The organism is Ruegeria sp. C12 (assembly GCF_056537745.1).
Window position 1 is genome coordinate 98,994 of the sequence record NZ_JBQFSA010000002.1, and the last position, 23,906, is coordinate 122,899.

The following is a 23,906-nucleotide window of genomic DNA, read 5'->3' on the forward strand; positions in this document are numbered from 1 at the left end:
AAAAGTCTGACATTTGAAAAGCAAGGGAGTTGAGTCGGAGGGGATCACATGAGTCGCGCAATGCTACGCAGCGGGATGTGGCTGGCGTTCTATGTGCTGATCCTGTGGGCCTGGTGGGTCATGTTCTCGATGAGCCGCGACATGGACCTGGATTGGATCGGTCGTCCGGGTCCGATGGGACAGGCCATGGCGGCGATGGATCCGCGTATGGACATGTATATGCCCATGGCCGAGTTTGGTCCGCTGTTCTGGATGTGGGCGATCATGATGGCGGCGATGATGCTGCCGACTCTGGTGCCAACCCTGCGCGGCTATGACGACCTGATCCGCAGCGCCAACGGCACGCGCGCCGGATGGCTGGGCGTTCTGACCGGTTACTTCATCGTCTGGGTGGGCTTCGCGGCGCTGATCACCGGCGTTCAACTAGCTCTGTTGTTTGGTGGGGTCGTTGACATGTTGGGCATCGCCAAGTCCAACTGGGTGGCCGGAGGGTTGCTGATCGTCGTCGGTGCCTTCCAATTCACCCGCGTGAAAGAGGTCTGCCACGGCGTCTGCCATGCGCCGATGACCTATTTCCTGGGCCATTGGAAAACCGGTTTCGCAGGCGGCGTGAAAATGGGGCTGGGCCTTGGCGCGTTTTGTGTGGGCTGCTGTTGGGGCTTCATGGCACTTGGCTTTGTCGGTGGTGTCATGAGCCTATTGTGGATGGGTCTGGCCACCTTGTTCATGGTTTTGGAAAAACTTCCCCAGATCGGGCATGTTGTGACCCGACCCATGGGGTTTGCGTTGATTGCAGGCGGTCTTGTCCTGCTGATCTATCCCTTTGCATACGGAGGATAAGCCGATGGCAAAAAACAGAAAACCCGAAGCGGACAGGCTTCCCATAAGTCAGCGGATCGACAGCCGTATGCCCAACCCGAAACGGCGCGAGATGAGCCCGACGGAATGGGCCATCAAGGGCGAACTGATCCTGAACTGCTCGTGCGATGTGTTTTGTCCCTGCGTTGTCTCGCTGGGCGCGCACCCTCCGACCGAGGGGCATTGTCACGCGTGGATGGGTGTCATCATTGATGAGGGGCATTACGAGGGTGAGGACCTCTCGGGTCTGTGCGTCGGCCTGCTGGTCGACATTCCGGGCCGTATGGGCGAGGGGCAATGGAAAGTCGCCGCCTATGTGGACGAACGTGCCAGCGGCAAGGCGTATAACGGGCTATTGCAGATTTTCAGCGGTCAGGCGGGCGGCACCACCGGCCTGTTCACCATGCTGGTGAGTGAGATCATCGGGGCCGAGCGGGCTCCGGTCGCCATCGAGCGCGACGGCACCAAGCGCCGGATCGTGATCGGTCGCAAAGTTCAGGGTGAGATTGAGATGCTGGCGGGCAAGGATCCCGAGCATCCCGTGATGGTCTCGAACTCGAAATACTGGATGGGACCGGACATCATCGTGGCGCGCGGTACCAAGTCCAAGGTGCGCGATTATGGCCGCGTCTGGGATTTCGGCGGCAAATCAGCCGAGATTTGCCCCATCGATTGGCATGGGCCAAAGTGATGATTACCGGAGCCTATGCGCGTGAAATGTCGCGCTATAATCAATGGCAAAACAGTCAGTTGTCAGAGTTTCTTCAAGCATTGACCCCTGAGGAACTAACGCGAGAACGCGGGGCGTTTTTTGGCTCGATCCTGGGCACAGCGAACCACTTGCTGTGGGGCGATTGGATCTGGATGTCCCGGTTCGACAAGGGGCCGGGCCCGGAAAGCAACATCCATCGCAAAGGCGGCGGCATCCATGAAAGCGTCTATCTGTGCCCTGATCTGGCCAGTTGGCTGTCTCTGCGTAAGACCGTGGATACCCGGATTGCAGATTGGGCGAACACGTTGGGTGATGATCTGATCACCGGCCCGTTTACCTGGTATTCGGCGGCAAAAGAAGGTGATATTACATTGCCTTACGCGCAATGCATCATGCATTTTTTCAACCACCAGACGCATCATCGTGGTCAATTGCACAAAATGCTGACCGAGACCGGGTCAGAGGCCCCGGTCAGTGATCTGGTTTTCCTGCCGCAGGAGGGCTGAATGCCGCAAATATCCTTGTCTCGCCGCTTGCGGCGCACGCCCTTTTCCGACGGGGTCGAGGCTGCGGGGGTTAAAGGCTATACGGTTTACAATCGCATGTTGTTGCCGACGGTTTTTGAAAGTGTCGAAGCCGACTATCGCCATCTGAAAGAGCATGTTCAGGTCTGGGACGTATCCTGCGAGCGGCAGGTGGAACTGCGCGGCCCGGATGCGGCGCGGCTGATGCAGATGCTGACGCCCCGTGACCTGCGCGGGATGCTTCCGGGGCAGTGCTATTACGTGCCCATCGTGGATGAAACCGGTGGGATGCTGAACGATCCCGTTGCGGTGAAACTGTCCGAGGACCGTTGGTGGATTTCCATTGCCGACAGTGATTTGTTGTTGTGGGTCAAAGGATTGGCAAATGGGTATCGGTTGGACGTGCTGGTGGACGAGCCTGACGTCTCGCCTTTGGCAGTTCAGGGGCCCAAGGCCGATGAGTTGATGGCGCGTGTCTTTGGGGATCGGGTGCGAGATATCCGGTTTTTCAAGTTCGATATGTTCGAGTTCGAAGGTCGCGATCTGGCTGTTGCGCGATCAGGCTATTCAAAACAGGGCGGGTTCGAGATCTATGTCGAGGGCGGCGATATCGGGATGCCGCTTTGGAACGCGCTGTTCAAGGCGGGCGAGGACCTTCAGGTGCGGGCCGGGTGTCCGAACCTGATCGAACGCATCGAGGGCGGCCTATTGTCTTATGGCAATGACATGACGGACGACAACACGCCGCATGAATGTGGACTGGGCAAGTTCTGCAACACGCACACGGCCATTGGCTGCATCGGGCGCGATGCCTTGTTGCGCGTGGCCAAGGAAGGCCCGGTGCAACAAATCCGTCCGATTGCGATTCAGGGCGACCCGGTGCCGCCCTGCGATCGACCCTGGCCGGCTTTTGTGGATGGGAAACAGGTGGGGCAGGTGACCTCGTCTGTTTGGTCGCCCGATTTCGAAACGAATGTCTCCATAGGCATGATCCGCCTGAGCCATTGGGAACCGGGGACCGAACTGGATGTTGAAACGCCGGATGGCACGCGCCGCGCGCAGGTGAAGGCGCATTTTTGGGTTTAGAGGGGGAAGGGGGCTCTGCCCCCGTCGCTGCGCGACTCCCCCGGGATATTTTTAGCCAGATGAAGACTCGGATCTGGTTTTTTGGAAACGAAAGGAACTGCAAATGTTCAATGCGTTGGTAATGGACAAGGATGAAGAAAGCGGGCTGGCGAGCGCTTCGGTCAAGCAGCTTTCAGCAGATGATCTGCCCCATGGTGAGGTGACGGTTGCCGTCGAATACTCGACAGTGAACTATAAGGACGGTCTGTGCATGTCGCCCAAAGGGGGCGGGTTGGTGCGGTCGTACCCACATGTGCCGGGCATCGATTATGCGGGTACGGTCGAGGCGTCCTCGGACGATCGGTACGCGCCCGGCGACAAGGTGGTATTGACCGGTTGGCGCGTGGGTGAGGCGCATTGGGGCGGATATTCGCAGAAAGCCAACGCTTTGGCGGATTGGCTGGTTCCCTTGCCGGACGGGCTGAGCGCGCGGCAGGCGATGGCGGTGGGAACTGCTGGTTTCACGGCCATGCTGGCTGTCATGGCGTTGGAGGATCATGGTCTGTCCCCGGACAAAGGTCCGGTTCTGGTCACCGGTGCCGCAGGCGGCGTTGGGTCCGTGGCGACCGCCATTCTGGGCAACCTGGGTTACGAGGTCGCCGCCGTGACCGGGCGGCCCGAGACCGGGGATTATCTGAAGTCGCTTGGGGCCACGACCATTGTGCCGCGTGAGGAGTTGAACGAGACCACCAAACGCCCGCTGGAAAGCGAAACCTGGGCGGGTTGTGTGGATGCTGTTGGCGGAGAGATGCTGGCGCGGGTGCTGGGGCAGATGAAATACGGCGGCTCGGTCGCGGCCGTAGGTCTGGCCGGGGGCGCGGGGCTGCCTGCGACAGTGATTCCCTTCCTGTTGCGCGGTGTGAACCTGCTGGGCATCGACAGCGTGATGCAGCCCTATGAAAACCGCGTGCGCGCGTGGCAGCGGATCGCGACCGACCTGCCTATGGATAAGCTGGAGGCGATGGTGCACCCCGCCGCGCTGTCCGATCTGCCCGGACTGGGCGCGGATATTCTCAAAGGTCAGGTCAAAGGGCGCGTGGTTGTCGACGTGAACGCCTGATCTGACATGGCAGCCGGGGCGTGCCTGTCCCGGCTGATCAAAACCTGGCGAAAAAGGACCGAAACAACTCTGGTCATTGGCACAATTCCTGATCATGATTGCTATACATCCCAAGTGCGATGGCGTAAGACCCATCCAAACAGCACCTGAAGACGGGGAGTGAGCAGCATGTCTGACGACTTCGAACTGGACACCGATGATCTGAAGCGCCGCATGGAAGGCGCGATGTCCAACCTCAGAACCGAATTTGCCTCACTGCGGACCGGGCGGGCCTCGGCCTCGATGCTGGAGCCGGTGATGGTGGATGCTTATGGGTCGATGACACCGATCAATCAGGTTGGCACGGTCAATGTGCCCGAGCCCCGGATGGTGACGGTCAATGTCTGGGATAAGTCCCTGGTCGGTAAGGTGGAAAAGGCAATCCGTGAAAGCGGGCTGGGGATCAATCCACAGCTAAACGGCACGATCATCATGTTGCCGATCCCCGAACTGAACGAAGAACGTCGCCGCGAGTTGGGCAAGGTCGCCGGGCAGTACGCCGAAAGCGCCCGGGTTTCGATCCGGAATGTGCGCCGCGACGGGATGGACCAGATCAAGAAAGCCAAGGCTGACGGCATGTCCGAGGACGATCAGAAGTTCTGGGAAAGCGAAGTGCAGGACCTGACGGATGAGATGATCAAGGCCGTTGATGCCGCGCTTGAGACCAAGCAGTCCGAAATCATGCAGGTCTGAGCCGGTCTCATGCCCAAAGATCCCCACACCGAGCCCTGTGCTGGTCCGCGCCATGTGGCCATTATCATGGATGGCAATGGCCGTTGGGCGCAGGCGCGCGGTCGGCCCCGGCTGTTTGGGCACCATGCAGGCGCACGGCGCGTGCGCGAAGTGGTCGAGGCCTGCCCGGGACTGGGGATCAAATACCTGACGATCTTTGCCTTTTCGACCGAGAATTGGAAACGGACACAGGTCGAGGTCGCCGGGCTGATGAGCTTGTTTCGTCGGTATATCCTCAAGGAAACCAAGACGCTGGCGGATAACGGTATTCGCGTGCGGTTCATCGGGGATCGGGTGCGGCTGGATTCCAAGTTGACCGATCTGATGGATTCCCTTGAGGAAGAGACCAAGGATAATGACCTTGTCCATCTGACGGTGGCGCTGAACTACGGCGGTCGGGATGAGGTTGCGCGGGCCACCAAACGTCTGGCCAGTGATGTCGCCGAGGGGCGGTTGAAGCCTGAAGATGTGGATGAAGAAACCCTGCCGAAATATCTGGATACCCGGGTTCTTCCCGACCCTGATCTGGTGATCCGCACCAGTGGTGAAGCACGGATTTCCAACTTTCTGCTCTGGCAATCCGCTTATTCCGAATATGAGTTCATCGACACCTTGTGGCCCGATTTCACCGCCGCTGAACTGGAACGCCTGTGTCGCAACTACGGCTCGCGCGAGAGACGCTTTGGGGCAGTTCCGGCATGAGCGAAGGCCGATGGTCTGATCTGACGACGCGGGTTCTGTCCGCCATTGTGCTTGTGGCCATCGGCTCGATCGAGGTGTGGCTGGGCGGTCTGTGGTTCGAGGCGTTCATCGCCATAGCTTGCGCCATCATGACATGGGAGCTGGTTCGGATGATCGAACCGCAGCGCATGGGCGTGGCGGTTCAACTGGGCATTCTGACGGGCATCGCGGTGGTTCTGAGTTATCATGTGCCGCCGCTTTACAAACTGCCGATCTTGCTGGCCCCGGCGCTTGTGGGGGCCGGGCAGGTCAGCCGCTCTAAGGGGCTGTACGCAATCTTTGTGATCTGGATTGCCGGGGCAGGGCTGGGCTTTATCTCGATCCGCGAGAATATGGGGTTCGGCTGGATGATCTGGCTGATCGCCATTGTGGTCGCCACCGATGTCGCGGGTTATTTCGTCGGCAAGGCCATCGGCGGGCCGAAGTTCTGGCCCAAGGTCAGCCCCAAGAAGACATGGTCTGGTACGGCAGGCGGTTGGGTCGCTGCTGCTATTGTCGGGGTCGCGTTTGCCGCCCATGGCGGGTTTGGCGTTCTGTTCGTAATGGTTTCGGTCTTTGCGTCCATGGCCAGTCAGGCGGGCGACATCGTGGAAAGCGCGGTCAAGCGCAGGTTCGGGGTCAAGGACAGCTCGAACCTGATACCGGGCCATGGCGGGTTTCTGGACCGGTTTGACGGTATGATGGGTGCGGCCCTGTTTGTCTTACTGGCGGGCCTGCTTTATTCACCCGGGGCAATGTGATGCGCAAAGTATCGATTTTTGGCGCGACCGGTTCTGTCGGTCAGAACACGATTGATCTGATCGCGCGGGATCCGCAGGCCTATGACGTTGTCGCGCTGACAGGTGGTGCGAATATCGAACAGCTTGCCTTGGACGCCCGTCGCTTGAATGCCGATCTGGCCGTCACGGCCTTTGAGGATCGCCTGCCGGACCTGCGCGATGCGTTGCAGGGGTCTGGTGTCGAAGCTGCCGCAGGATCTCAAGCACTGACCGAAGCGGCGGCGCGCCCGGCGGATTGGGTCATGTCTGCCATTGTCGGAGCCGCCGGTCTTGCGCCGGGTATCGAAGCGCTAAAGCAAGGCGCGACACTGGCGCTGGCCAATAAGGAAACGCTGGTCTGTGCCGGGCCTTTGGTGCTGGAAACAGCCAAGACCCACAATGCCCGCCTGCTACCGGTGGACAGCGAGCATTCGGCCGTGTTTCAGGCACTGGTGGGGGAAGAGATTGATGCGGTCGAGCGCATCATCATCACCGCCAGCGGCGGCGCATTCCGGGACTGGCCGCTGGACGATCTGGTCAAGGCGACGGTCGAACAGGCCTCGAGCCACCCGAACTGGGATATGGGTCAGCGGATTACCATCGACAGCGCGTCGATGTTCAACAAGGCGCTTGAGGTCATCGAAACGAAAGAGTTCTTTGGCGTCGCCCAGGATCAGATCGAGGTTCTGGTCCATCCCGAATCCATCGTTCATGCGCTGGTCGGGTTTCGCGACGGTGCGGTGATGGCCCATTTGGGCGCGCCGGATATGCGTCACGCCATTGGATTCGCGCTACATTGGCCCAAGCGTCAGGATTTGCCCGTTCAGCGACTGGATCTGCCGGCCATTGGGCAGTTGAACTTCCAGGACCCCGATCTGACCCGCTATCCAGCGCTGAAACTGGCGCGGGACGTGATGGCGCGCGGGGGCTTGTCGGGGGCTGTGTTCAACGCGGCCAAGGAACGAGCGCTGGATCACTTTATCGCGGGTCGAATCAATTTCCCCAGCATGGCGGATATTGTCGCAATGGTTCTGGACAGATTCGAAGCGGGACATAGTCTTATTGATGCCGCTTTGACTCTTGATAACGTACAGCAAACGGACCATCTGGCACGGCAATGGGCGGATGAAGCCGTAAGCAAACGAGCAGGATAGACATTTGGACCTAATTTCCCTGATCCCGCAATTTGGCAATTTGCTTTGGACCATTGTGGCCTTTGTCATCGCCTTGTCTGCCATTGTCGCGGTCCACGAATATGGCCATTACATCGTCGGGCGCTGGTCAGGCATTCATGCCGAGGTCTTCTCGATCGGGTTCGGCCCGGTGCTGTGGAGCCGCATGGACAAGCGCGGCACCCGCTGGCAGGTCGCTTTGCTCCCCTTTGGCGGCTATGTGAAGTTTCTGGGCGATGCCAACGCCGCGTCGGGCAAGGACGAAGAGGCGATGGAAGAGATCGCCGAACAAAGCCCCGAAGAACTGCGTCGCACGATGCACGGCGCGCCGCTCTGGGCGCGGGCGGCCACTGTTGCGGCGGGTCCTGTGTTCAACTTTGCAATGTCGATCATCGTGTTCGGGCTGATCTTCTGGTCTCAGGGCGTTTCGCGCGAGCCTTTGACCGTGGGTGAGTTGCAGCCCCTGCCGGGCACCGTTCAGGGTTTGCAGGTCGGGGATGAGATCGTCGCAATCGCAGGCATCCAAACACCGGATTTCGATGAGGAAAGCACTTGGAGCGAGTTCACCGACTCGCTGCCGGTTGAGCCAGTTCTGGACTACACGGTCATTCGCGATGGGCAGACCATCGATGTCGAAGCCCCGTGGCTGTTTCCGCCGCTGATCCGTCAGGTGGCACCGCGCAGCGCGGCCATGGATATTCAGCTGGAGCAGGGGGATGTCATCACCTCGGTAAATGGTGAACCGATCTTTGCGTTCGAGCAGCTCAAGGAATTTGTCGAAAGCTCGGATGGTCGGGTTCTGTTGCTGAATGTCTGGCGCGATGGGGCCGATCTTGAGTTTGCACTGGCCCCGCGCCGCACGGATGAACCGAAGTCTGATGGCGGTTTTCAGACCCATTGGCGCATCGGGATCGTCGGTGGAATGATGCTGGAACCTGCAACCCAGCCTGCGGGTCTGTTTGACTCGCTTACTGGCGGCGTCAATCAGACGATCCGCATCATCGAAGGGTCGCTGTCGGGGATGTGGCATATGATCACCGGCGCGATCAGCACCTGCAACATCTCCGGCCCGATTGGCATCGCCGAGACGTCGGGCGCAATGGCCAGCCAAGGCGCGCAAAGCTTTGTCTTCTTCATCGCCGTCCTGTCCACCGCAGTCGGGTTGCTGAATCTGTTCCCGATTCCGGCTCTGGATGGTGGTCATCTGCTGTTCTACGCCTATGAGGCCGTGACCGGAAAACCACCCAGCGACATGGCATTGCGGATTCTGATGACTGTTGGAATCACGGTTATTCTCAGCCTGATGTTGTTCTCGGTGACCAACGACCTGTTTTGCTGATTGTGGCGCAAGCCGCACAGGAAAGCCGCATTCTTGCCGCATTCCGACGGTACGGTTTGCGCGACGTTGAGGGGCGATCATGACCAAAGCACTGCGCAAATCCTATCGGAGTTTTAGCTTCCTGTTCATGCTGAACTGGGATGTGTTGCTGAGTTTTGCCGTCACCGCTCTGGCACTGGCCGCTGGCGCCTATCTGGCGGGATTGTGATTCTGACAGACCGTCTTTTCACGCCCTAAAGGCCATCAAATGCCGGATGCGCTTTTTGGCCTTTTGACAACCCCATCCATTCCCGCTACTCAGCATTAAAGTCTTAAAATTCTGGGTTGAGAAAAAAATGACCGACGGGCGAGGCGCGGGCACATCCTGCGGGGGGCGTAAGTCTACAAACAAGATTTTGTGGCAATCGCTGACGTTTCTTTTCCTTTTTGTTGCCGCCAGCTTACTGGCTTTGCCGAATACGGCACAGGCGCAAAGTTTCACCATCAACTCGTTCGAGGTGGAAGGAAACCGCCGCATCGAGACGGGGACGATCATCGCCAGAACGGGGATCGAACCGGGGCAAACCGTCACAACCGGTCAGTTGAATGACGCGTTCCAGCGTTTGCTTGACAGTGGTGTTTTTGAAACAGTCGAACTGACCCCGCGCGGCACAACCCTGCTGATCGAGGTACAGGAATACCCGACGATCAACCAGATCAGCATCGAAGGGAATCGTCGCGTCAAAGACGATGTCCTGCTCGAAGTGATTTCGTCCCAACCACGACGCGTTTTCACCCCTCAGGTCGCGGAAACCGACGCAGATCTGATTGCCGAGGTGTACTCGGCCCAAGGTCGGGTCGCCGCAACCGTAATCCCGCGCATCATCCGCCGCAGCGACAATCGCGTAGATCTGGTCTTTGAAGTCGCCGAAGGCACGACGATCGAGGTTGAGCGTGTCAGCTTTGTCGGCAACCGGGCCTATTCGGACCGCCGCCTGCGCCGTGTGCTGGAAACCAAACAAGCGACCTTCCTGCGCACTTTCTTCCGCAGCGACACCTTCATCGGTGACCGGATCGAGTTCGACAAACAGGTTATCCGCGACTTCTACCTGTCGCGCGGCTATATCGACTTCCGCGTAAACAGCGCAAATGTGGAATTCACCCGCGAGCGTGATGCCTTCTTCCTGGTCATGAACGTGACCGAGGGGCAGAAATTCTCGTTCGGCAAGATCACGACTGTCAGCGAAATTCCCGGCGTCGATCCGGCCCCGTATCAGGAAGCGCTGAAGATCAAACCGGGCGTGACCTATTCGCCCACGCTGATCGAAAACTCGATTGCCCGGCAGGAGCGTTTGGGGATCCGGCAAGGTGTCGATTTCCTTCGAGTCGAACCTCGGGTGACCCGCAACCCACGCGATCTGACGCTGGATGTCGAATTTGTCCTGAGCAAGGGACCACGCATTTTTGTTGAGCGGATCGACATTGAAGGCAACACCACCACGCTTGACCGCGTAATCCGGCGTCAGTTCGACACGGTCGAAGGCGACCCCTTCAACCCGCGTGAGATCCGGCAGGCAGCGGAACGCATCAACGCACTGGGCTTTTTTGCCGTGGCGAATGTCGAGCCGCGCGAAGGATCCTCGCCCAGTCAGGTTATTCTCGATGTGGATGTCGAAGAGCAACCGACCGGATCGCTCAGCCTTGGTGGTAGCTTCTCGGCCTCGGATGGCTTCGGGATTGCGATTGGCCTGAACGAATCCAACTTCCTCGGTCGCGGTCAGAACCTGGGTTTGACCCTGTCGACGGCGCAGGATTCCGAGCAGTACACCATCAACTTTACCGAACCTTATCTGTTGGGACGTCGACTGCGTTTCGATCTGGGCCTCGGTCTGGCAGGTACCAACTCGGGCTTTGCAAGCTATGACACCGAGCGCGTGTTCTTTAACCCGCAGCTGACCTACGCGATTGGCGAGCTGTCCTCGCTTCGCTTGCGGTACGGCTGGGAACGCAGTGAGATGACGCAGCAGGATGATGAGATCAACGGCGCTGTCATTTCCTCGGAAATCGATCAGGGCAAGCGGACGACCAGTTCAATCGGTGTGTCTTATGTCTATGACAGCCGTCTTGGCGGCCTGAACCCGAATGCCGGTGTGCTGTTCGAAGTTGGTGTTGATGCGGCTGGTCTGGGTGGCGACAACGAGTTCTTCAGAACAACCGCGCGCGGTATCGCACAGACCCGCGTCCTAAGCGAAGAAGTGGTATTGCGCGCGACACTGGAACTGGGTGCCTTGCATTGGACAGGCAACGATTTCAGCCGCACAATTGACCGCTTCCTTCTGGGGCCGAACACATTCCGCGGGTTTGAACCCGCGGGTCTTGGCCCGCGTGACCTGTCCAACGGTCAGGACGATGCCATCGGCGGCAACTACTACTGGGTTGCCCGGTTCGAGTCGGATTTCCCGCTGGGCCTGCCAGAGGAACTGGGACTGCGCGGCGGTGTGTTCTATGACGTCGGGAACCTCTACAACATCGACAACGTGAACACGGCGGGGGCGAACATCGTCGGTGCCAACGGATCGATCCGTCACGTTATCGGCGTCTCGGTCCTGTGGGAAACGCCCTTCGGCCCGCTGCGGTTCAACTTCTCGAAAGCTCTGAAAAAAGAAGAGTTCGACAACGAGCAGAACTTTGACCTGACCGTTCAAGCCCGGTTCTGATCCGCGATGCGGTGGATTTGCAAACGTCTCATTCAGGGCCCTTTGGGGGCCCTGTGTGTTTTTCTGGCTCTGTTTGGCGTGACATCAGCGGCGGCGCAGCAATTGGGCGTCACGCAGACCGTTGTGCTGACAGTCTCAAGCGATCGCTTGTTCACCGAATCCGAATTTGGCCAGCGGGTGCTGCGCGAGATCGAGCAGGAAGGCACGCTGCTGTCCGAGGAAAACGAACGGATCGTTGCCGAGCTAAGCACTGAAGAAAAGGACCTGACCGAGAAACGTGCCGAATTGGCGCCCGAAGACTTCCGTCCTCTGGCCGAGGCATTTGATCGCAAAGTGCAGTCGCATCGCGAGGGTCAGCGCGCCAAACTGGATGCCCTGGGCCGCATCAGTGAAGAAAGCCGACAAAAGTTCTACGAATTGGCGCGCCCGGTCCTGATCGATCTTATGCGTGAAAACGGGGCGTCCATCATCCTCGAACGCTCCAGCGTGCTGCTCAGTTCGGACACTTCGGACATTACCAGCGCCGCGATTGAGCGTATCGATGCTGCAATCGGTGATGGAACCGGCTTGCAGGACGGGACAGGCGAATAGGTTTGCTTGCCCTTGCGGGCCTGTATTGCTAACCACGCTGAAACTGAGAATGCAAAACGGGACATTTGAGTTATGACCACGGAAACCAAAAGCGCTGACATTCAGCTGATCCAGCGGATTTTGCCGCACCGCTATCCGTTTCTGCTGGTCGATAAGGTGGTCGATATCACCGATTACCACTCGGCCCGTGGCATCAAGAATGTCACCATGAACGAGCCGCATTTCCAGGGCCATTTCCCCGGAACCCCGATCATGCCCGGCGTGACCATTGTCGAGGCGATGGCTCAGACCGCCGGTGTTATGCTGGGTGTTGGCATGGATGTGATCGACACCGAACTGCTGATCTATTTCATGAGCATCGACAAGTGCAAATTCCGTCGCAAGGTTGTTCCGGGTGACGTGCTGGAAATGCATGTCGAGACGATCCGTGGCAAGAAGGGCGGCAAACTGTTCAAGTTCAGCGGTCGGGCAACCGTTGAAGGCGAGGTTGCCGCCGAAGCTGAGTTTTCGGCCTATGTTGACTGGGACATGGAAAAGACAACATGAGCGGCATTCACCCCAGTGCAATCATCGAAGAAGGCGCCCAGATCGGGCAGGACTGCGTCGTTGGGCCGTTCTGCTATGTCGGGGCGCAGGTCCGATTGGGGGACCGGGTCGAGCTGAAGTCACATGTGGTTGTCACCGGCGAAACGTCGGTTGGCGACGACACGGTGATCTTCAATTTCTCGGTCATCGGTGAGATCCCGCAGGACCTGAAGTTCGGCGGTGAGAACACGCGGCTGGAAATCGGTCAGCGCAATCGGATCCGCGAACATGTGACCATCAACACCGGCACCGAAGGCGGCGGCGGTGTGACCCGCATTGGCGATGACTGCTTGCTGATGGCCGGTGTTCACGTGGCTCATGACGTTCAGATCGGCAATCGCGTGATCATGGTAAACCACGCCGGTGCGGCAGGTCATTGCATCATCGAGGATGACGTGATTGTGGGCGGAATCTCGGGCCTGCACCAATGGGTACGTGTGGGTCGCGGTGCCATTATCGGCGCGCTGACCATGGTGCCCAACGACGTGATTCCCTACGGGCTGGTACAGGCACCGCGCGGTGAGTTGGATGGTCTGAACCTGGTGGGCCTCAAGCGTCGCGGCGTGTCGCGCGCTGATATCTCGGCTTTGCGGGCGGCGTTCCGCGAATTGTCGGGCGGCGAGGGCACCTTTCAGGAGCGCGCCCGGCGCGCGGGTGAAGATACCGAAAGCGAATATGTGCGCCGTATTGTCGACTTTGTGACAGGTGACACGGACCGGTCGTTCCTGACCCCAAGGAAGTAACCCCATGCTGGCATTGATTGCGGGAACGGGTGTTTTACCGGGGGAGGTTGCGTCTGCGCTGGCAGAGCGGCCTTTGATCTGTGCAATGGAGGGGTTCGAGCCCGATAACCTGACACCCGATCTGGTGTTTCCGCTGGAACAATTGGGCAGTTTCATCGCCGACCTCAAATCGCGCGGCGTGACCCAAATTTGCATGGCAGGCGCAGTTCGGCGGCCCAAGGTGGATCCCGCGCGCATCGATGCGGCGACGCTGCCTTTGGTGCCGATCCTGCAGCAGGCAATCATGTCTGGCGACGATGGTGCCTTGCGGGCGGTGATCGGCATCTTCGAGGATGCTGGCCTGACCGTTCAAGCCGCGCATGACATTGCGCCCGATTTGCTGCCTCCGCTTGGTTGCCTGACCGAAGCGCAACCGTCCGAGGCTGATCTGGCTGACGCTGAGCGCGCCGCAACTGTTCTGCGCGCAATGGGCAACGCTGATATCGGACAGGCTTGTGCGGTTTCGCAACGGCAGGTGCTGGCCGTCGAAAGCATCTTTGGCACCGCCTGGATGCTGCAATCTCTGACCCAGCGGCCCGATGCTGGCGGCGGTGTGTTGTTCAAAGGCCCCAAACCCGATCAGGATCGTCGGGCCGATTTGCCTGCGATCGGACCCGATACCGTGTCGGGCGCGGTGGCTGCGGGCCTTGCGGGGATCGTCATCGAAAAGGGCGGCGTTCTGGTGTTGCAACGCGACCGCGTGATTGCCGAATGCGACCGTCTGGGGCTGTTCCTTTACGTGCGCGAGCGTGCCTCCTGATGCGTGTTTTTCTGGTCGCCGGGGAACCTTCGGGCGACCGGCTGGGCGGCGCTTTGATGGAGGGGCTACGGACCCTGGTTCCCGAAATCGAATTCGATGGGGTAGGCGGGCCACTGATGCAGGCGCAAGGGTTGGAAAGCCGGTTCCCGATGGCCGAGCTGAGCGTCATGGGGCTGGTCGAGGTCCTGCCCAAGTTCTTCCACCTCAAACGCCGGACCGCCGAGACTGCGCAAGCGGTGCTGGACACGCAGCCCGATGTGCTGATCACCATCGACAGCCCCGATTTCTCGCTGCGTGTGGCAAAACTGGTGAAGGCGGCCAGCGACATTCGCACCGTGCATTACGTGGCCCCCAGCGTTTGGGCCTGGCGTCCGGGGCGGGCGGACAAGATGGCCAAGGTGATCGATCACGTTCTGGCCCTGCTGCCCTTCGAGCCGCCTTATATGGAACGCGCGGGGATGGAGTGCGACTTTGTCGGCCATCCGGTCGCCAGCGAACCAATTGCGACCGAGACGGAAATCCGCGATTTCCGGGCCGCCTATGATCTGGGCGATGCGCCCATTCTTCTGGCCTTGCCGGGCTCGCGCCGGGGCGAGGTGGACCGGCTGGCCCCCGTCTTTGGGAAGGCGCTGGGGCAGTATCTCAGAACCCGACCAGACACGCGCGTCGTGGTGCCCGCCGTGGCCCATATGGTTGATACAGTGGCCGAGCATCTGCGCGACTGGCCCGGATCGCCAGTTGTGATCGACCCGCGTGATATGCCCTCGGATCAGGCGGTGGCCCAGAAACGAGCAGCCTTTGCGGCGGCCGATCTATCGCTGGCTGCGTCGGGGACGGTCTCGCTGGAGCTGGCGGCGCAGGCGACACCAATGGTGATTGCTTACAACCTGAACTGGCTAACGACCCTGATCGCCAAACGCATGGTGCAACTGGACACCGTGACTCTGGTCAATCTGGTCTCGGAAACCCGGACGGTTCCCGAATGTCTGCTGGATGACTGCCAACCGGACAAGATCGCCGCTGCGTTGACGCAAGTTGCGGATGCACCGGATGCCCAGCGGCAGGCCATGGAGATCACGATGGAGCGTCTGGGCCGCGGCGGCGAAGCGCCAGGTCTGCGGGCGGCAAGGGCGGTTTTGCAGCGCATGACGGCCGCAGATGGGTGAATACCTGCTCTTTGCGGTGTCCGCCGGGATCGCGATGGTGTCGACCAATCTCGATAATCTGGCGGTGCTGCTGGGGCTGATGCTGGTCATGGATCACAAGCGGGCCGTGGCAGGGTTCGCCATGGCGCAGGCGATTGTGCTGTCGCTGGCTTTCGCGGTGGCCATCGGTGTCAGTCAAAGCGGCCTTCCGGGCTGGATCGGGTATCTGGGGCTGATCCCCTTGGCCTTGGGGCTTCGCGGTATCTGGCAGCAGTTTTCGGGGGCCGAGCGACAGGCGGATGGACCCAAAGGGGCGGTGACTTCGGTTGTGACCCTGTTTCTAAGCCTGTCAGTGGACAGTTTCGCAGTGATGACGCCACTGCTGGCGGATTCGGCCTCGGTTTTCCGGCTGGTCGCCCTGATCGGAGCGATTTGCGCCGCGGTTCTGTTGGCCTCGGTCGCTGCGTGGGGGGCGCCTTACGCACAGAACCTTGGGCCTCGTGTTGCGCGTCTGGATCGGATCGCGCCGTATATCATGGTCTGTGTCGGCCTTTACATCCTGCTCAATTCGCCGACCGACGTGCTTTGATCCGCCGTCTCGGCGTTGTGATCGCCGCGCTGTTGTCGCGGCGATCTGGCCCTGCAATACCCTGCGGCCAAAGGAGATCGCAGATGACCCGCATTCCCCCATTGACCGACGATCAGATGACTCCGCAGGCCCGCGCGGCCCATACCGAGCTGGGTGCATACGGCCCGTTCGACAACTGGGCGCGGGTGGCGGCCCATTGCCCGCCGGTGTTGGAACACGTGAGCGGTATGCTGACCGCATTGCGCGCGCAGGAAACTCTGCCGCGCCGGGCGCTGGAACTGGCGATGGTGACAGTGTCCAAGCTGAATGCCTGCGACTATTGCGTGTCGCATCACGCGCCATTGCTGACGGTTGCCGGGCTTAGCCCCGAAGGCGCGGCGCGGTTGCCCGATGTTGAAGATCACCCCGAACTGGACGCCTGCGACAAGGCGGTCGTGCTCTACGCTCAGGCGGTGACAACCCGTTCAGGCCGGATGCGCGATGCCGAGATTGCGGACCTGCGGGAATGGTTCAGCGATGCGCAGATCGTCGAACTGACCTGGCGCATCGCGCTGTGCGGCGCGTTCAACCGGTTCAACGATGCGCTGCAAATCCAGATCGAACCCGAGGTCGAGCCGGTCTCGGCTTAATACCCGCGCCAGATCCAGCCGCCGCCAAAGATGCGGCTGCCTTCATTGGCATAGAACACGCAGGCCTGACCCGGAGAGATACCTTCTTCGGGTGTCAGCAACTCGACCTCAGCCGTGGTGTCCGACAGGGGGCGGATGATCGCCTCACGCGGGGGGCGGGTCGAGCGAACTTTGACCGACAAGTGCCATTCACTGCGTGAGGTGAAGGGTTCATCGCCCAGCCAGTTGATCTCGCGCACGGGAACGGTGCGGGTGGCCAGCATCTCTTTTGGGCCGACAACAACCTGTTTCTTATCCACGTCCAGCTTGACGACATAAAGTGGCTCGCTCAGCCCACCGATGCCAAGACCGCGCCGCTGACCAATGGTGTAGTGAATCACCCCGTCATGCTGCGCCAGAACACGGCCATCGGCGTGCACAATCTCACCCGGTTCCGCAGCACCAGGGCGCAGCTTCTCGATCACGCTGGCATAGTTGCCGTTGGGCACGAAACAGATGTCCTGACTGTCGGGCTTGTCGGCCACTGCCAGCCCATATTGCGCCGCCATTTCGCGCGTTGCGTCTTTGGAGGGCAGGTGGCCCAGCGGGAAGCGCAGGTAATCCAGTTGTTCGGGCGTGGTCGAGAACAGGAAGTAGGACTGGTCGCGGTTTGCATCCTCGGCACTGTGCAATTCCGGGCCGTTCGCGCCCATCTTGCGCTGAATATAGTGACCGGTGGCCATGCAATCAGCTTCCAGATCCTTGGCGGTTTCCAGCAGATCCTTGAATTTCACCCGTTCATTGCAGCGGATACAGGGCACCGGTGTCGCGCCGGCCAGATAGCTGTCGGCGAATTCGTCGATCACCGCGTCCTTGAAGATGTTCTCGTAATCCAGAACGTAATGCGGAAAGCCACGTTCCTCGGCCACGCGGCGCGCGTCGTGGATGTCGATCCCTGCACAGCATGCACCTTTCTTGGCCAGCGCCGCGCCGTGGTCGTATAGCTGCAAGGTCACGCCCACCACGTCATACCCCTGATCGGCCAGATAGGCTGCCACGACGGAGCTGTCGACGCCGCCAGACATGGCAACAACCACCCGCGTTTCCGAGGGAGGTTTGGCAAAGCCAAGCGAATTGAGTTGGGTCTCGGCGGCGAGGGCCATGGCGATTCCAGTCCGGGTTAAGAAAGACCGGCAGAATATAGGAAAATTCTAGACACTCTCAAGGGGCGGTTTCACCCGGCATTAAGTAGGCTGGTGCCAGCTTTGATGCAGCAGGAAAAGGGTTGAAAGATGTATTTGCACAAAGTTGAAGGACCGCGGTCCGTAACCCTGCCGGATGGAACGATTTTGTCCCGCGCCGATCTTCCGCCTTCGGACACGCGGCGCTGGGTGGCCTCGCGCAAGATCGTAGTCGTACGCGGGGTGCTTTATGGGCTGATTACGCTGTCAGAGGCCAAGAAGCGCTATGGCATCAGCGATGAAGAGTTCAACACCTGGGTCGCAGCGGTTGCCGAGCACGGTGTTGAGGCGCTGAAAGTCACCGCCTTAAAAAAATATCGACAACCTAAAGGAGAAAGTGAATAAATGATTCAACGGTAACGTCAGATTAACCATTCTTGGTCAGGTTTAATTTTAATTGGAATATTTGACCCGAATTGGAGCAGTGAAATGAGAATACTTCTTGTCGAGGATGATCCGACCACGTCCAAAAGCATCGAACTGATGCTGACGCATGCAAACCTGAACGTGTATGCGACGGATCTGGGGGAAGAGGGGATCGATCTGGCAAAACTCTACGATTACGACCTTATTTTGCTGGACCTGAACCTGCCGGACATGAATGGGCACGAAGTTTTGCGGCAATTGCGGATCGCGCGGGTAGAAACGCCGATTCTGATCCTGTCGGGCGCCGATGATACCGAGAGCAAAATCAAAGGGTTTGGCTTCGGGGCTGACGATTACCTGACGAAGCCGTTCCACCGTGAAGAACTTGTCGCGCGTATTCATGCGATCATCCGCCGCTCCAAAGGGCATTCACAATCGGTGATCCACACGGGCCGCGTCGCAGTTAATCTGGATGCAAAAACGGTCGAAGTGGATGGCAAAACGGTTCATCTGACCGGCAAGGAATACCAGATGCTGGAGCTGTTGAGCCTGCGCAAGGGGACGACTCTGACCAAAGAGATGTTTCTGAATCATCTCTATGGCGGCATGGATGAGCCCGAACTGAAAATTATCGACGTTTTCATCTGTAAGCTGCGTAAGAAACTCAGCAACGCGACCGGTGGCGACAATTATATCGAAACCGTTTGGGGCCGTGGCTACGTTCTGCGCGACCCGCAAAGCAACACGGTGGACGAGACCCGTATGGCCGTCGGCGCCTGACACAAGAACACCTTTGCCGCCGGTGGTCCAGGGCGGCACCCGCACTCACGGATCAGCACGTCTGGACCTGGCCATGGCCTCGCCCTATCACTGATGTCCAAGAAGACGTGACAGGGCGAGGCCATGAGCAACTCCATTACACCCGCAGACATGACCGAAGACGAGGCCCGCGCCGAGCTGGAGCGTTTGGCCAAAGCGCTTTTGCGGGCCAATCGGTTGTACCACGCCGAAGACGCGCCCGAGATTTCGGATGCGGAATACGATTCTCTGAAACGCCGCAATGCCGAGATCGAGGCGCAATTCCCGCACCTGAAACGCGCCGACAGCCCCAGCGAACAGGTCGGCGCCCGGGCCGCAGACGGATTCTCCAAAGTCACCCATGCGATGCGCATGATGTCATTGGGAAATGCCTTTGATGACGAGGACGTAGGCGATTTCGACCGGTCGATCCGAAAATACCTCGGGTTGGCCGCAGGCGCGCCGCTGGCCTTTACGGCGGAACCCAAGATCGACGGTTTGTCCCTGTCCTTGCGTTATGAGGACGGTGAATTGGTTCAGGCCGCAACGCGTGGCGATGGCGAGGTGGGCGAGAATGTCACCGCAAACGCCCGCACGGTTTCGGACATCCCGCAAAGGATCAAAGACGCGCCAGCCGTTCTGGAGGTTCGGGGCGAGGTGTATATGTCCCACGCGGATTTCGATGCGCTCAACCAGCGCCAGACGGAGAGCGGAGGGAAGACATTCGCCAACCCCAGAAACGCGGCCGCCGGGTCCTTGCGACAACTGGATGCGGAAATCACCCGCGCGCGACCTTTAAGGTTTTTTGCCTATGCCTGGGGCGAGGTGTCAGAGCCGCTGGCGGACACTCAGATGGGTGCAATTGAACGGCTAAAGGATTTTGGGTTTTCGACCAATGCCTTGACGCGTCTTTGTAATGCGACAGAAGATATTCTCGCGCATTACCGCGATATTGAAGCGCAGCGATCGACCCTTGGGTATGACATCGATGGGGTCGTCTACAAAGTGAACGACCTGGCGCTGCAAGCGCGGTTGGGGTTCCGGTCCACGACGCCTCGCTGGGCCATCGCCCATAAATTCCCCGCTGAACTGGCCTGGACCCGGTTGGAGGCAATCGACATTCAGGTCGGGCGCACCGGTGCCCTCAGCCCCGTGGCGCGCCTGCATCCGGTGACGGTGGGCGGCGTCGTCGTATCCAACGCCACTTTGCACAATGAAGACTATATTGCAGGTCGGGACGCCAAGGGTGGCACCATCCGCGACGGCAAAGACATTCGGGTCGGCGATTGGGTGCAGGTCTATCGCGCCGGGGACGTGATCCCCAAAGTGGCCGATGTCGATCTGACCAAACGCCCGGCAGACAGTATCGCGTACGCTTTCCCGCAAGAATGCCCCGAATGCGACAGTGCCGCCATCCGCGAAGATGGTGATGCCGTCCGGCGCTGTACCGGCGGGCTGATTTGCCCTGCGCAAGCGGTTGAAAAACTGAAACACTTCGTATCCCGGAAAGCGTTCGACATCGAAGGGCTGGGGGCCAAACAGATTGAGATGTTTCATGGCGATGAGGTTCTGCCAATCAACACTCCGGCGGATATTTTCACGCTGCAGGCGCGCGACACGGGCAATCTGGCTCGGCTCAAGAACCGGGATGGATGGGGTGAGACGTCGGCCAGGAACCTGTTCGACGCCATTGACGAGAAACGAACCATTGAACTTGGGCGCTTGCTGTTCGCCCTCGGCATTCGCCACGTCGGAGAGGTTGGCGCGCGCGACTTGGCGCTGCACTACCTGACTTGGGAGGCCATGGCGCAGGCGATTGATGCGGCCCGCCCGGCCGCACTGGCGCAGCGGCGTGCTGATCAGGCCGAAGAGGCCGAACGCATCGCCGCCACCGAAGAAAACCGTCGGGCCCGCGTTAAAGAAGCACGCGACGCTGCAATCGCAACTTCGGATGTACCCGAGGCCGCTGCCACGGCCTGGTCCGATTTGATTGGCATCGACGGCATCGGCGCAACGCTGGGCCTGTCCCTGTCGGATGCCTTTGCCAATTCGGATGAGCGCCGCGCTTTCGATGACCTGATCCGGCATTTGACGATCATATCACCCGACGCCCCTGCATCGGACAGCCCGGTTGCAGGCAAGACGGTCGTCTTCACCGGAACGCTGGAAAAGATGACCCGCGCCGAGGCCAAGGCGAGGGCTGAGGCTTTGGGTGCCAAAGTCTCAGGCTCGGTCAGCAAAAAAACCGATCTGTTGGTGGCCGGGCCCGGGGCAGGATCCAAGGCCAAGAAAGCCGCAGAACTGGGCATCGAAACGCTGGATGAGGATGGCTGGCTGCAGCTGATCGACGGCGCATGAGCGGACGGCCCGAACAACTTTTCCCGCTGTTTGCCGGGTTGGAAACGCTGGAGGGTGTCGGCCCCAAAACCGCACAGGCCATGATGCAAAGCGGGATCGAAAGCCCGCGCGATGTGCTGTTTGGGCTGCCATATGCCGTGGTTGACCGGCGCAGGCGTGACACGATCCAAGGGGCTGATCTGCCGACAACTCTGACGGTTGAGGTGACTGTTGGCCCGCACCGTCCGCCCCGAAACAAAGGCGGGGCCTATCGAATTCATGTCGAGGACAGTCAGGCCGATTTTCAACTCGTGTTCTTTCACGCGCGGGGCGAATACCTGAAGAAGGTGCTGCCGCAGGGATCGCGCCGGGTGATCTCGGGCAAGTTGGAGCTGTTCGACGGGATGGCGCAGATGGTGCATCCCGATCACATGCTGCCGGTTGAGCAGGCCCGGGACATTCCCGAATTCGAACCGGTCTATCACCTGACGCAAGGGGTGACGCAAAAAATGGCCTACAAGGCCGCGCGCAATGCGTTGGCCCGCGCGCCTGAATTGGCCGAATGGATTGATCCGGCTCAATTGGCTCAGAAAAAATGGACAAGCTGGCATGATGCGGTTCACGCCGCCCATCATCCGCAGGGCGCTGATGATGTTGCCGCGTTCTCTCCGGCCCGGGAACGTTTGGCCTATGATGAGCTGTTGGCGCATCAGTTGACCCTGGCTTTGGCGCGGCAGATCGAACGCAAGGCGCGGGGGATCTCCAGTGTCAGCACCGGGGCGTTGCAGTCCAGAGTTCTGCGCAGCCTGCCGTATCGGCCGACCGGGGCGCAAACCCGCGCGATTGAAGAAATCTCGGCCGATATGGCCTCGGACTTGCGGATGAACCGGTTGCTGCAGGGCGATGTGGGGGCGGGGAAGACACTGGTCGCGTTCATGGCGCTTCTGATCGCGGTTGAGGCTGGCGGGCAGGGCGTGATGATGGCCCCGACCGAGATTCTGGCCCGTCAACATCTGGAAGGCCTGCGCCCCTTGGCCGAAGAGGCCGGAGTTGTTCTGGAAATCCTGACCGGACGCGACAAGGGGTCCGAGCGTCGCACCAAGCTTGAGGCTTTGGCGCGTGGCGATATTCAGATTCTTGTCGGTACCCATGCAGTATTCCAAAGCGACGTGGCATTTAGAAACCTGCGGCTCGCCATCGTTGACGAACAGCACCGGTTCGGGGTGCGTCAACGGATGGAATTGTCTGAGAAAGGACAGGGCGCCGATGTCTTGGTGATGACCGCGACTCCGATCCCGCGCAGCCTGGCGCTGGCGCAATATGGCGACATGGATGTTTCAGTTCTGGACGAAAAGCCGCCCGGGCGAAAGCCGATCAAAACCGCGATTGTCAGCACTGGGCGCATGGATGAGGTCGTCGCCCATCTGCGTCGCGCGATTGATGAGGGGCGACAGTGCTATTGGGTGTGTCCCTTGGTCGACGAATCCGAGGTGTCTGACCTGACAGCGGCCGAGGAACGGTTCAAGCGCCTGCGGGCGGTGTTGGGCGAAGGCATCGTTGGGCTGGTGCATGGTCAGATGCCGCCTGCCGAAAAAGACGCGGCCATGACAGCCTTTCAGAACGGGGACATCAAGGTTCTGGTGGCCACGACGGTCATTGAGGTCGGTGTGAACGTGCCCAACGCTACGATCATGGTGATTGAACGGGCCGAGATCTTTGGACTGGCGCAACTACACCAGCTGCGCGGTCGCGTTGGTCGGGGCGACGCGGATTCGACCTGTTTGCTGATGTATCAAGCGCCGCTCAGCGAAGGCGGGCGCAAGCGGCTGGAAGTGCTGCGCGAGACCGAGGACGGTTTTCGCATCTCGGAAACGGATTTGCAGATGCGCGGCGCGGGCGATCTGATCGGCACGGCGCAATCCGGGTTGCCGAAATTCCGCATTGCCGATCTGGAGCGGCAGGCCGGGTTGATGGCGGTTGCGCAATCCGATGCCCGCGCGTTGTTGAATGCGGACCCGAAACTGACCTCGGACCGGGGCAAAGCCGCGCGTGTTCTACTGTGGCTTATGAAACAGGATCAGGCGATCCGTTTGATTTCAGTGGGTTAGATTGTAAATCCCTTAAAGTTCACAAATGTTCTCAAAAAGTTCTTTACCGACTCGGCAAAATATGAGAACAAAAGGTCAACAAAGGATTAAACCCCTGACCGGAGGTGACCCATGCTGACCCAGATCAAGACAGTCTTTACCCGCTCGCAACCGACCATCCTGCAGGATGCGGTGGGTGTGGCTTCCTTGGTCGTTATGCTGATGGTTGCCCTTCACCTTCCGATTGGATTCTAAGTCTTT

Annotated in this window: 25 protein-coding genes; 24 read left to right on the forward strand and 1 reads right to left on the reverse strand. The window is 59.7% G+C overall.

Annotation, left to right across the window (positions count from 1 at the left end; all coding sequences use genetic code 11):
• Nucleotides 1-48: 48 nt before the first annotated feature.
• The 19 genes from ACR0C9_RS05650 (at nt 49) to ACR0C9_RS05740 (ending at nt 16,837) form a co-directional block, all read left to right on the forward strand.
• Nucleotides 49-840, forward strand: coding sequence for a DUF2182 domain-containing protein (locus tag ACR0C9_RS05650; RefSeq protein ID WP_170450812.1), 792 nt, complete (start codon nt 49-51; stop codon nt 838-840).
• A gap of 4 nt (nt 841-844) precedes the next feature.
• Complete coding sequence (locus tag ACR0C9_RS05655) at nt 845-1,549, forward strand: DUF1326 domain-containing protein (protein ID WP_170450809.1); 705 nt, start codon at nt 845-847, stop codon at nt 1,547-1,549.
• Nucleotides 1,531-2,076 (forward strand): DinB family protein, encoded by a 546-nt coding sequence (locus ACR0C9_RS05660; protein ID WP_480780570.1) that lies wholly within the window; start codon nt 1,531-1,533, stop codon nt 2,074-2,076. The genes ACR0C9_RS05655 and ACR0C9_RS05660 overlap by 19 nt, the downstream gene beginning before the upstream one ends.
• A complete protein-coding gene (locus ACR0C9_RS05665) occupies nt 2,077-3,180 on the forward strand; it encodes a dimethylsulfoniopropionate demethylase (RefSeq protein ID WP_170450804.1) in 1,104 nt (367 codons plus the stop codon).
• A gap of 103 nt (nt 3,181-3,283) precedes the next feature.
• Nucleotides 3,284-4,279 (forward strand): acryloyl-CoA reductase, encoded by a 996-nt coding sequence (acuI, locus tag ACR0C9_RS05670; RefSeq protein WP_170450802.1) that lies wholly within the window; start codon nt 3,284-3,286, stop codon nt 4,277-4,279.
• 168 nt (nt 4,280-4,447) lie between these two features.
• The gene (frr, locus tag ACR0C9_RS05675) at nt 4,448-5,011 is read left to right on the forward strand and encodes a ribosome recycling factor (RefSeq protein ID WP_170450800.1); all 564 of its coding nucleotides are present in this window, start codon (nt 4,448-4,450) and stop codon (nt 5,009-5,011) included.
• A gap of 9 nt (nt 5,012-5,020) precedes the next feature.
• Nucleotides 5,021-5,752 carry an isoprenyl transferase gene (locus ACR0C9_RS05680; protein ID WP_170450798.1) on the forward strand — a complete coding sequence of 244 codons (732 nt, stop codon included), beginning with the start codon at nt 5,021-5,023 and terminating at the stop codon, nt 5,750-5,752.
• Nucleotides 5,749-6,531, forward strand: coding sequence for a phosphatidate cytidylyltransferase (locus ACR0C9_RS05685; RefSeq protein ID WP_480581262.1), 783 nt, complete (start codon nt 5,749-5,751; stop codon nt 6,529-6,531). Before ACR0C9_RS05680 ends, ACR0C9_RS05685 begins: the two co-directional genes overlap by 4 nt.
• Entirely contained in the window at nt 6,531-7,703 is a 1,173-nt protein-coding gene (gene dxr / locus ACR0C9_RS05690) for a 1-deoxy-D-xylulose-5-phosphate reductoisomerase (protein WP_480780571.1), read from the forward strand. Before ACR0C9_RS05685 ends, dxr begins: the two co-directional genes overlap by 1 nt.
• Nucleotides 7,704-7,707: 4 nt before the next feature.
• Entirely contained in the window at nt 7,708-9,060 is a 1,353-nt protein-coding gene (rseP, locus tag ACR0C9_RS05695; RefSeq protein ID WP_480780572.1) for an RIP metalloprotease RseP, read from the forward strand.
• A 79-nt stretch (nt 9,061-9,139) separates the two neighbouring features.
• Entirely contained in the window at nt 9,140-9,268 is a 129-nt protein-coding gene (locus ACR0C9_RS05700; protein WP_480708172.1) for a hypothetical protein, read from the forward strand.
• Between the two features lie 127 nt (nt 9,269-9,395).
• Nucleotides 9,396-11,756 (forward strand): outer membrane protein assembly factor BamA, encoded by a 2,361-nt coding sequence (bamA, locus tag ACR0C9_RS05705; RefSeq protein WP_170450791.1) that lies wholly within the window; start codon nt 9,396-9,398, stop codon nt 11,754-11,756.
• A 6-nt stretch (nt 11,757-11,762) separates the two neighbouring features.
• Entirely contained in the window at nt 11,763-12,347 is a 585-nt protein-coding gene (locus ACR0C9_RS05710) for an OmpH/Skp family outer membrane protein (protein WP_480780573.1), read from the forward strand.
• 72 nt (nt 12,348-12,419) lie between these two features.
• Nucleotides 12,420-12,893: a 3-hydroxyacyl-ACP dehydratase FabZ gene (gene fabZ / locus ACR0C9_RS05715; RefSeq protein WP_170450786.1), complete on the forward strand. Its 474-nt coding sequence runs from the start codon at nt 12,420-12,422 to the stop codon at nt 12,891-12,893.
• A complete protein-coding gene (gene lpxA / locus ACR0C9_RS05720; RefSeq protein ID WP_170518503.1) occupies nt 12,890-13,675 on the forward strand; it encodes an acyl-ACP--UDP-N-acetylglucosamine O-acyltransferase in 786 nt (261 codons plus the stop codon). Before fabZ ends, lpxA begins: the two co-directional genes overlap by 4 nt.
• Nucleotides 13,676-13,679: 4 nt before the next feature.
• On the forward strand, nt 13,680-14,474 hold the full coding sequence (locus ACR0C9_RS05725) for an LpxI family protein (protein ID WP_480780574.1): 795 nt from the start codon (nt 13,680-13,682) through the stop codon (nt 14,472-14,474).
• The gene (gene lpxB, locus ACR0C9_RS05730; protein ID WP_480780575.1) at nt 14,474-15,640 is read left to right on the forward strand and encodes a lipid-A-disaccharide synthase; all 1,167 of its coding nucleotides are present in this window, start codon (nt 14,474-14,476) and stop codon (nt 15,638-15,640) included. Before ACR0C9_RS05725 ends, lpxB begins: the two co-directional genes overlap by 1 nt.
• Nucleotides 15,633-16,208 carry a hypothetical protein gene (locus ACR0C9_RS05735; RefSeq protein ID WP_480780576.1) on the forward strand — a complete coding sequence of 192 codons (576 nt, stop codon included), beginning with the start codon at nt 15,633-15,635 and terminating at the stop codon, nt 16,206-16,208. The genes lpxB and ACR0C9_RS05735 overlap by 8 nt, the downstream gene beginning before the upstream one ends.
• Nucleotides 16,209-16,291: 83 nt before the next feature.
• Complete coding sequence (locus tag ACR0C9_RS05740) at nt 16,292-16,837, forward strand: carboxymuconolactone decarboxylase family protein (protein ID WP_170621786.1); 546 nt, start codon at nt 16,292-16,294, stop codon at nt 16,835-16,837.
• Here the strand turns inward: ACR0C9_RS05740 and mnmA are convergent.
• Nucleotides 16,834-17,979 carry a tRNA 2-thiouridine(34) synthase MnmA gene (gene mnmA, locus ACR0C9_RS05745; protein WP_170450773.1) on the reverse strand — a complete coding sequence of 382 codons (1,146 nt, stop codon included), beginning with the start codon at nt 17,977-17,979 and terminating at the stop codon, nt 16,834-16,836. The genes ACR0C9_RS05740 and mnmA overlap by 4 nt on opposite strands.
• Before the next feature lie 129 nt (nt 17,980-18,108).
• Between mnmA and sciP the strand changes: the two genes are divergently transcribed.
• From sciP to ACR0C9_RS05770, 5 genes are all read left to right on the forward strand, one after another.
• A complete protein-coding gene (gene sciP, locus ACR0C9_RS05750) occupies nt 18,109-18,402 on the forward strand; it encodes a CtrA inhibitor SciP (protein WP_170450771.1) in 294 nt (97 codons plus the stop codon).
• Between the two features lie 84 nt (nt 18,403-18,486).
• Nucleotides 18,487-19,203, forward strand: coding sequence for a response regulator transcription factor CtrA (gene ctrA / locus ACR0C9_RS05755; protein WP_170450769.1), 717 nt, complete (start codon nt 18,487-18,489; stop codon nt 19,201-19,203).
• Nucleotides 19,204-19,326: 123 nt separating this feature from the next.
• Nucleotides 19,327-21,579, forward strand: coding sequence for an NAD-dependent DNA ligase LigA (gene ligA / locus ACR0C9_RS05760; protein ID WP_480780577.1), 2,253 nt, complete (start codon nt 19,327-19,329; stop codon nt 21,577-21,579).
• Nucleotides 21,576-23,666, forward strand: a complete 2,091-nt coding sequence (gene recG / locus ACR0C9_RS05765) for an ATP-dependent DNA helicase RecG (RefSeq protein WP_480780578.1) — start codon at nt 21,576-21,578, stop codon at nt 23,664-23,666. The genes ligA and recG overlap by 4 nt, the downstream gene beginning before the upstream one ends.
• Before the next feature lie 111 nt (nt 23,667-23,777).
• Nucleotides 23,778-23,900 carry a hypothetical protein gene (locus ACR0C9_RS05770; protein ID WP_480581227.1) on the forward strand — a complete coding sequence of 41 codons (123 nt, stop codon included), beginning with the start codon at nt 23,778-23,780 and terminating at the stop codon, nt 23,898-23,900.
• Nucleotides 23,901-23,906 lie beyond the last annotated feature (6 nt).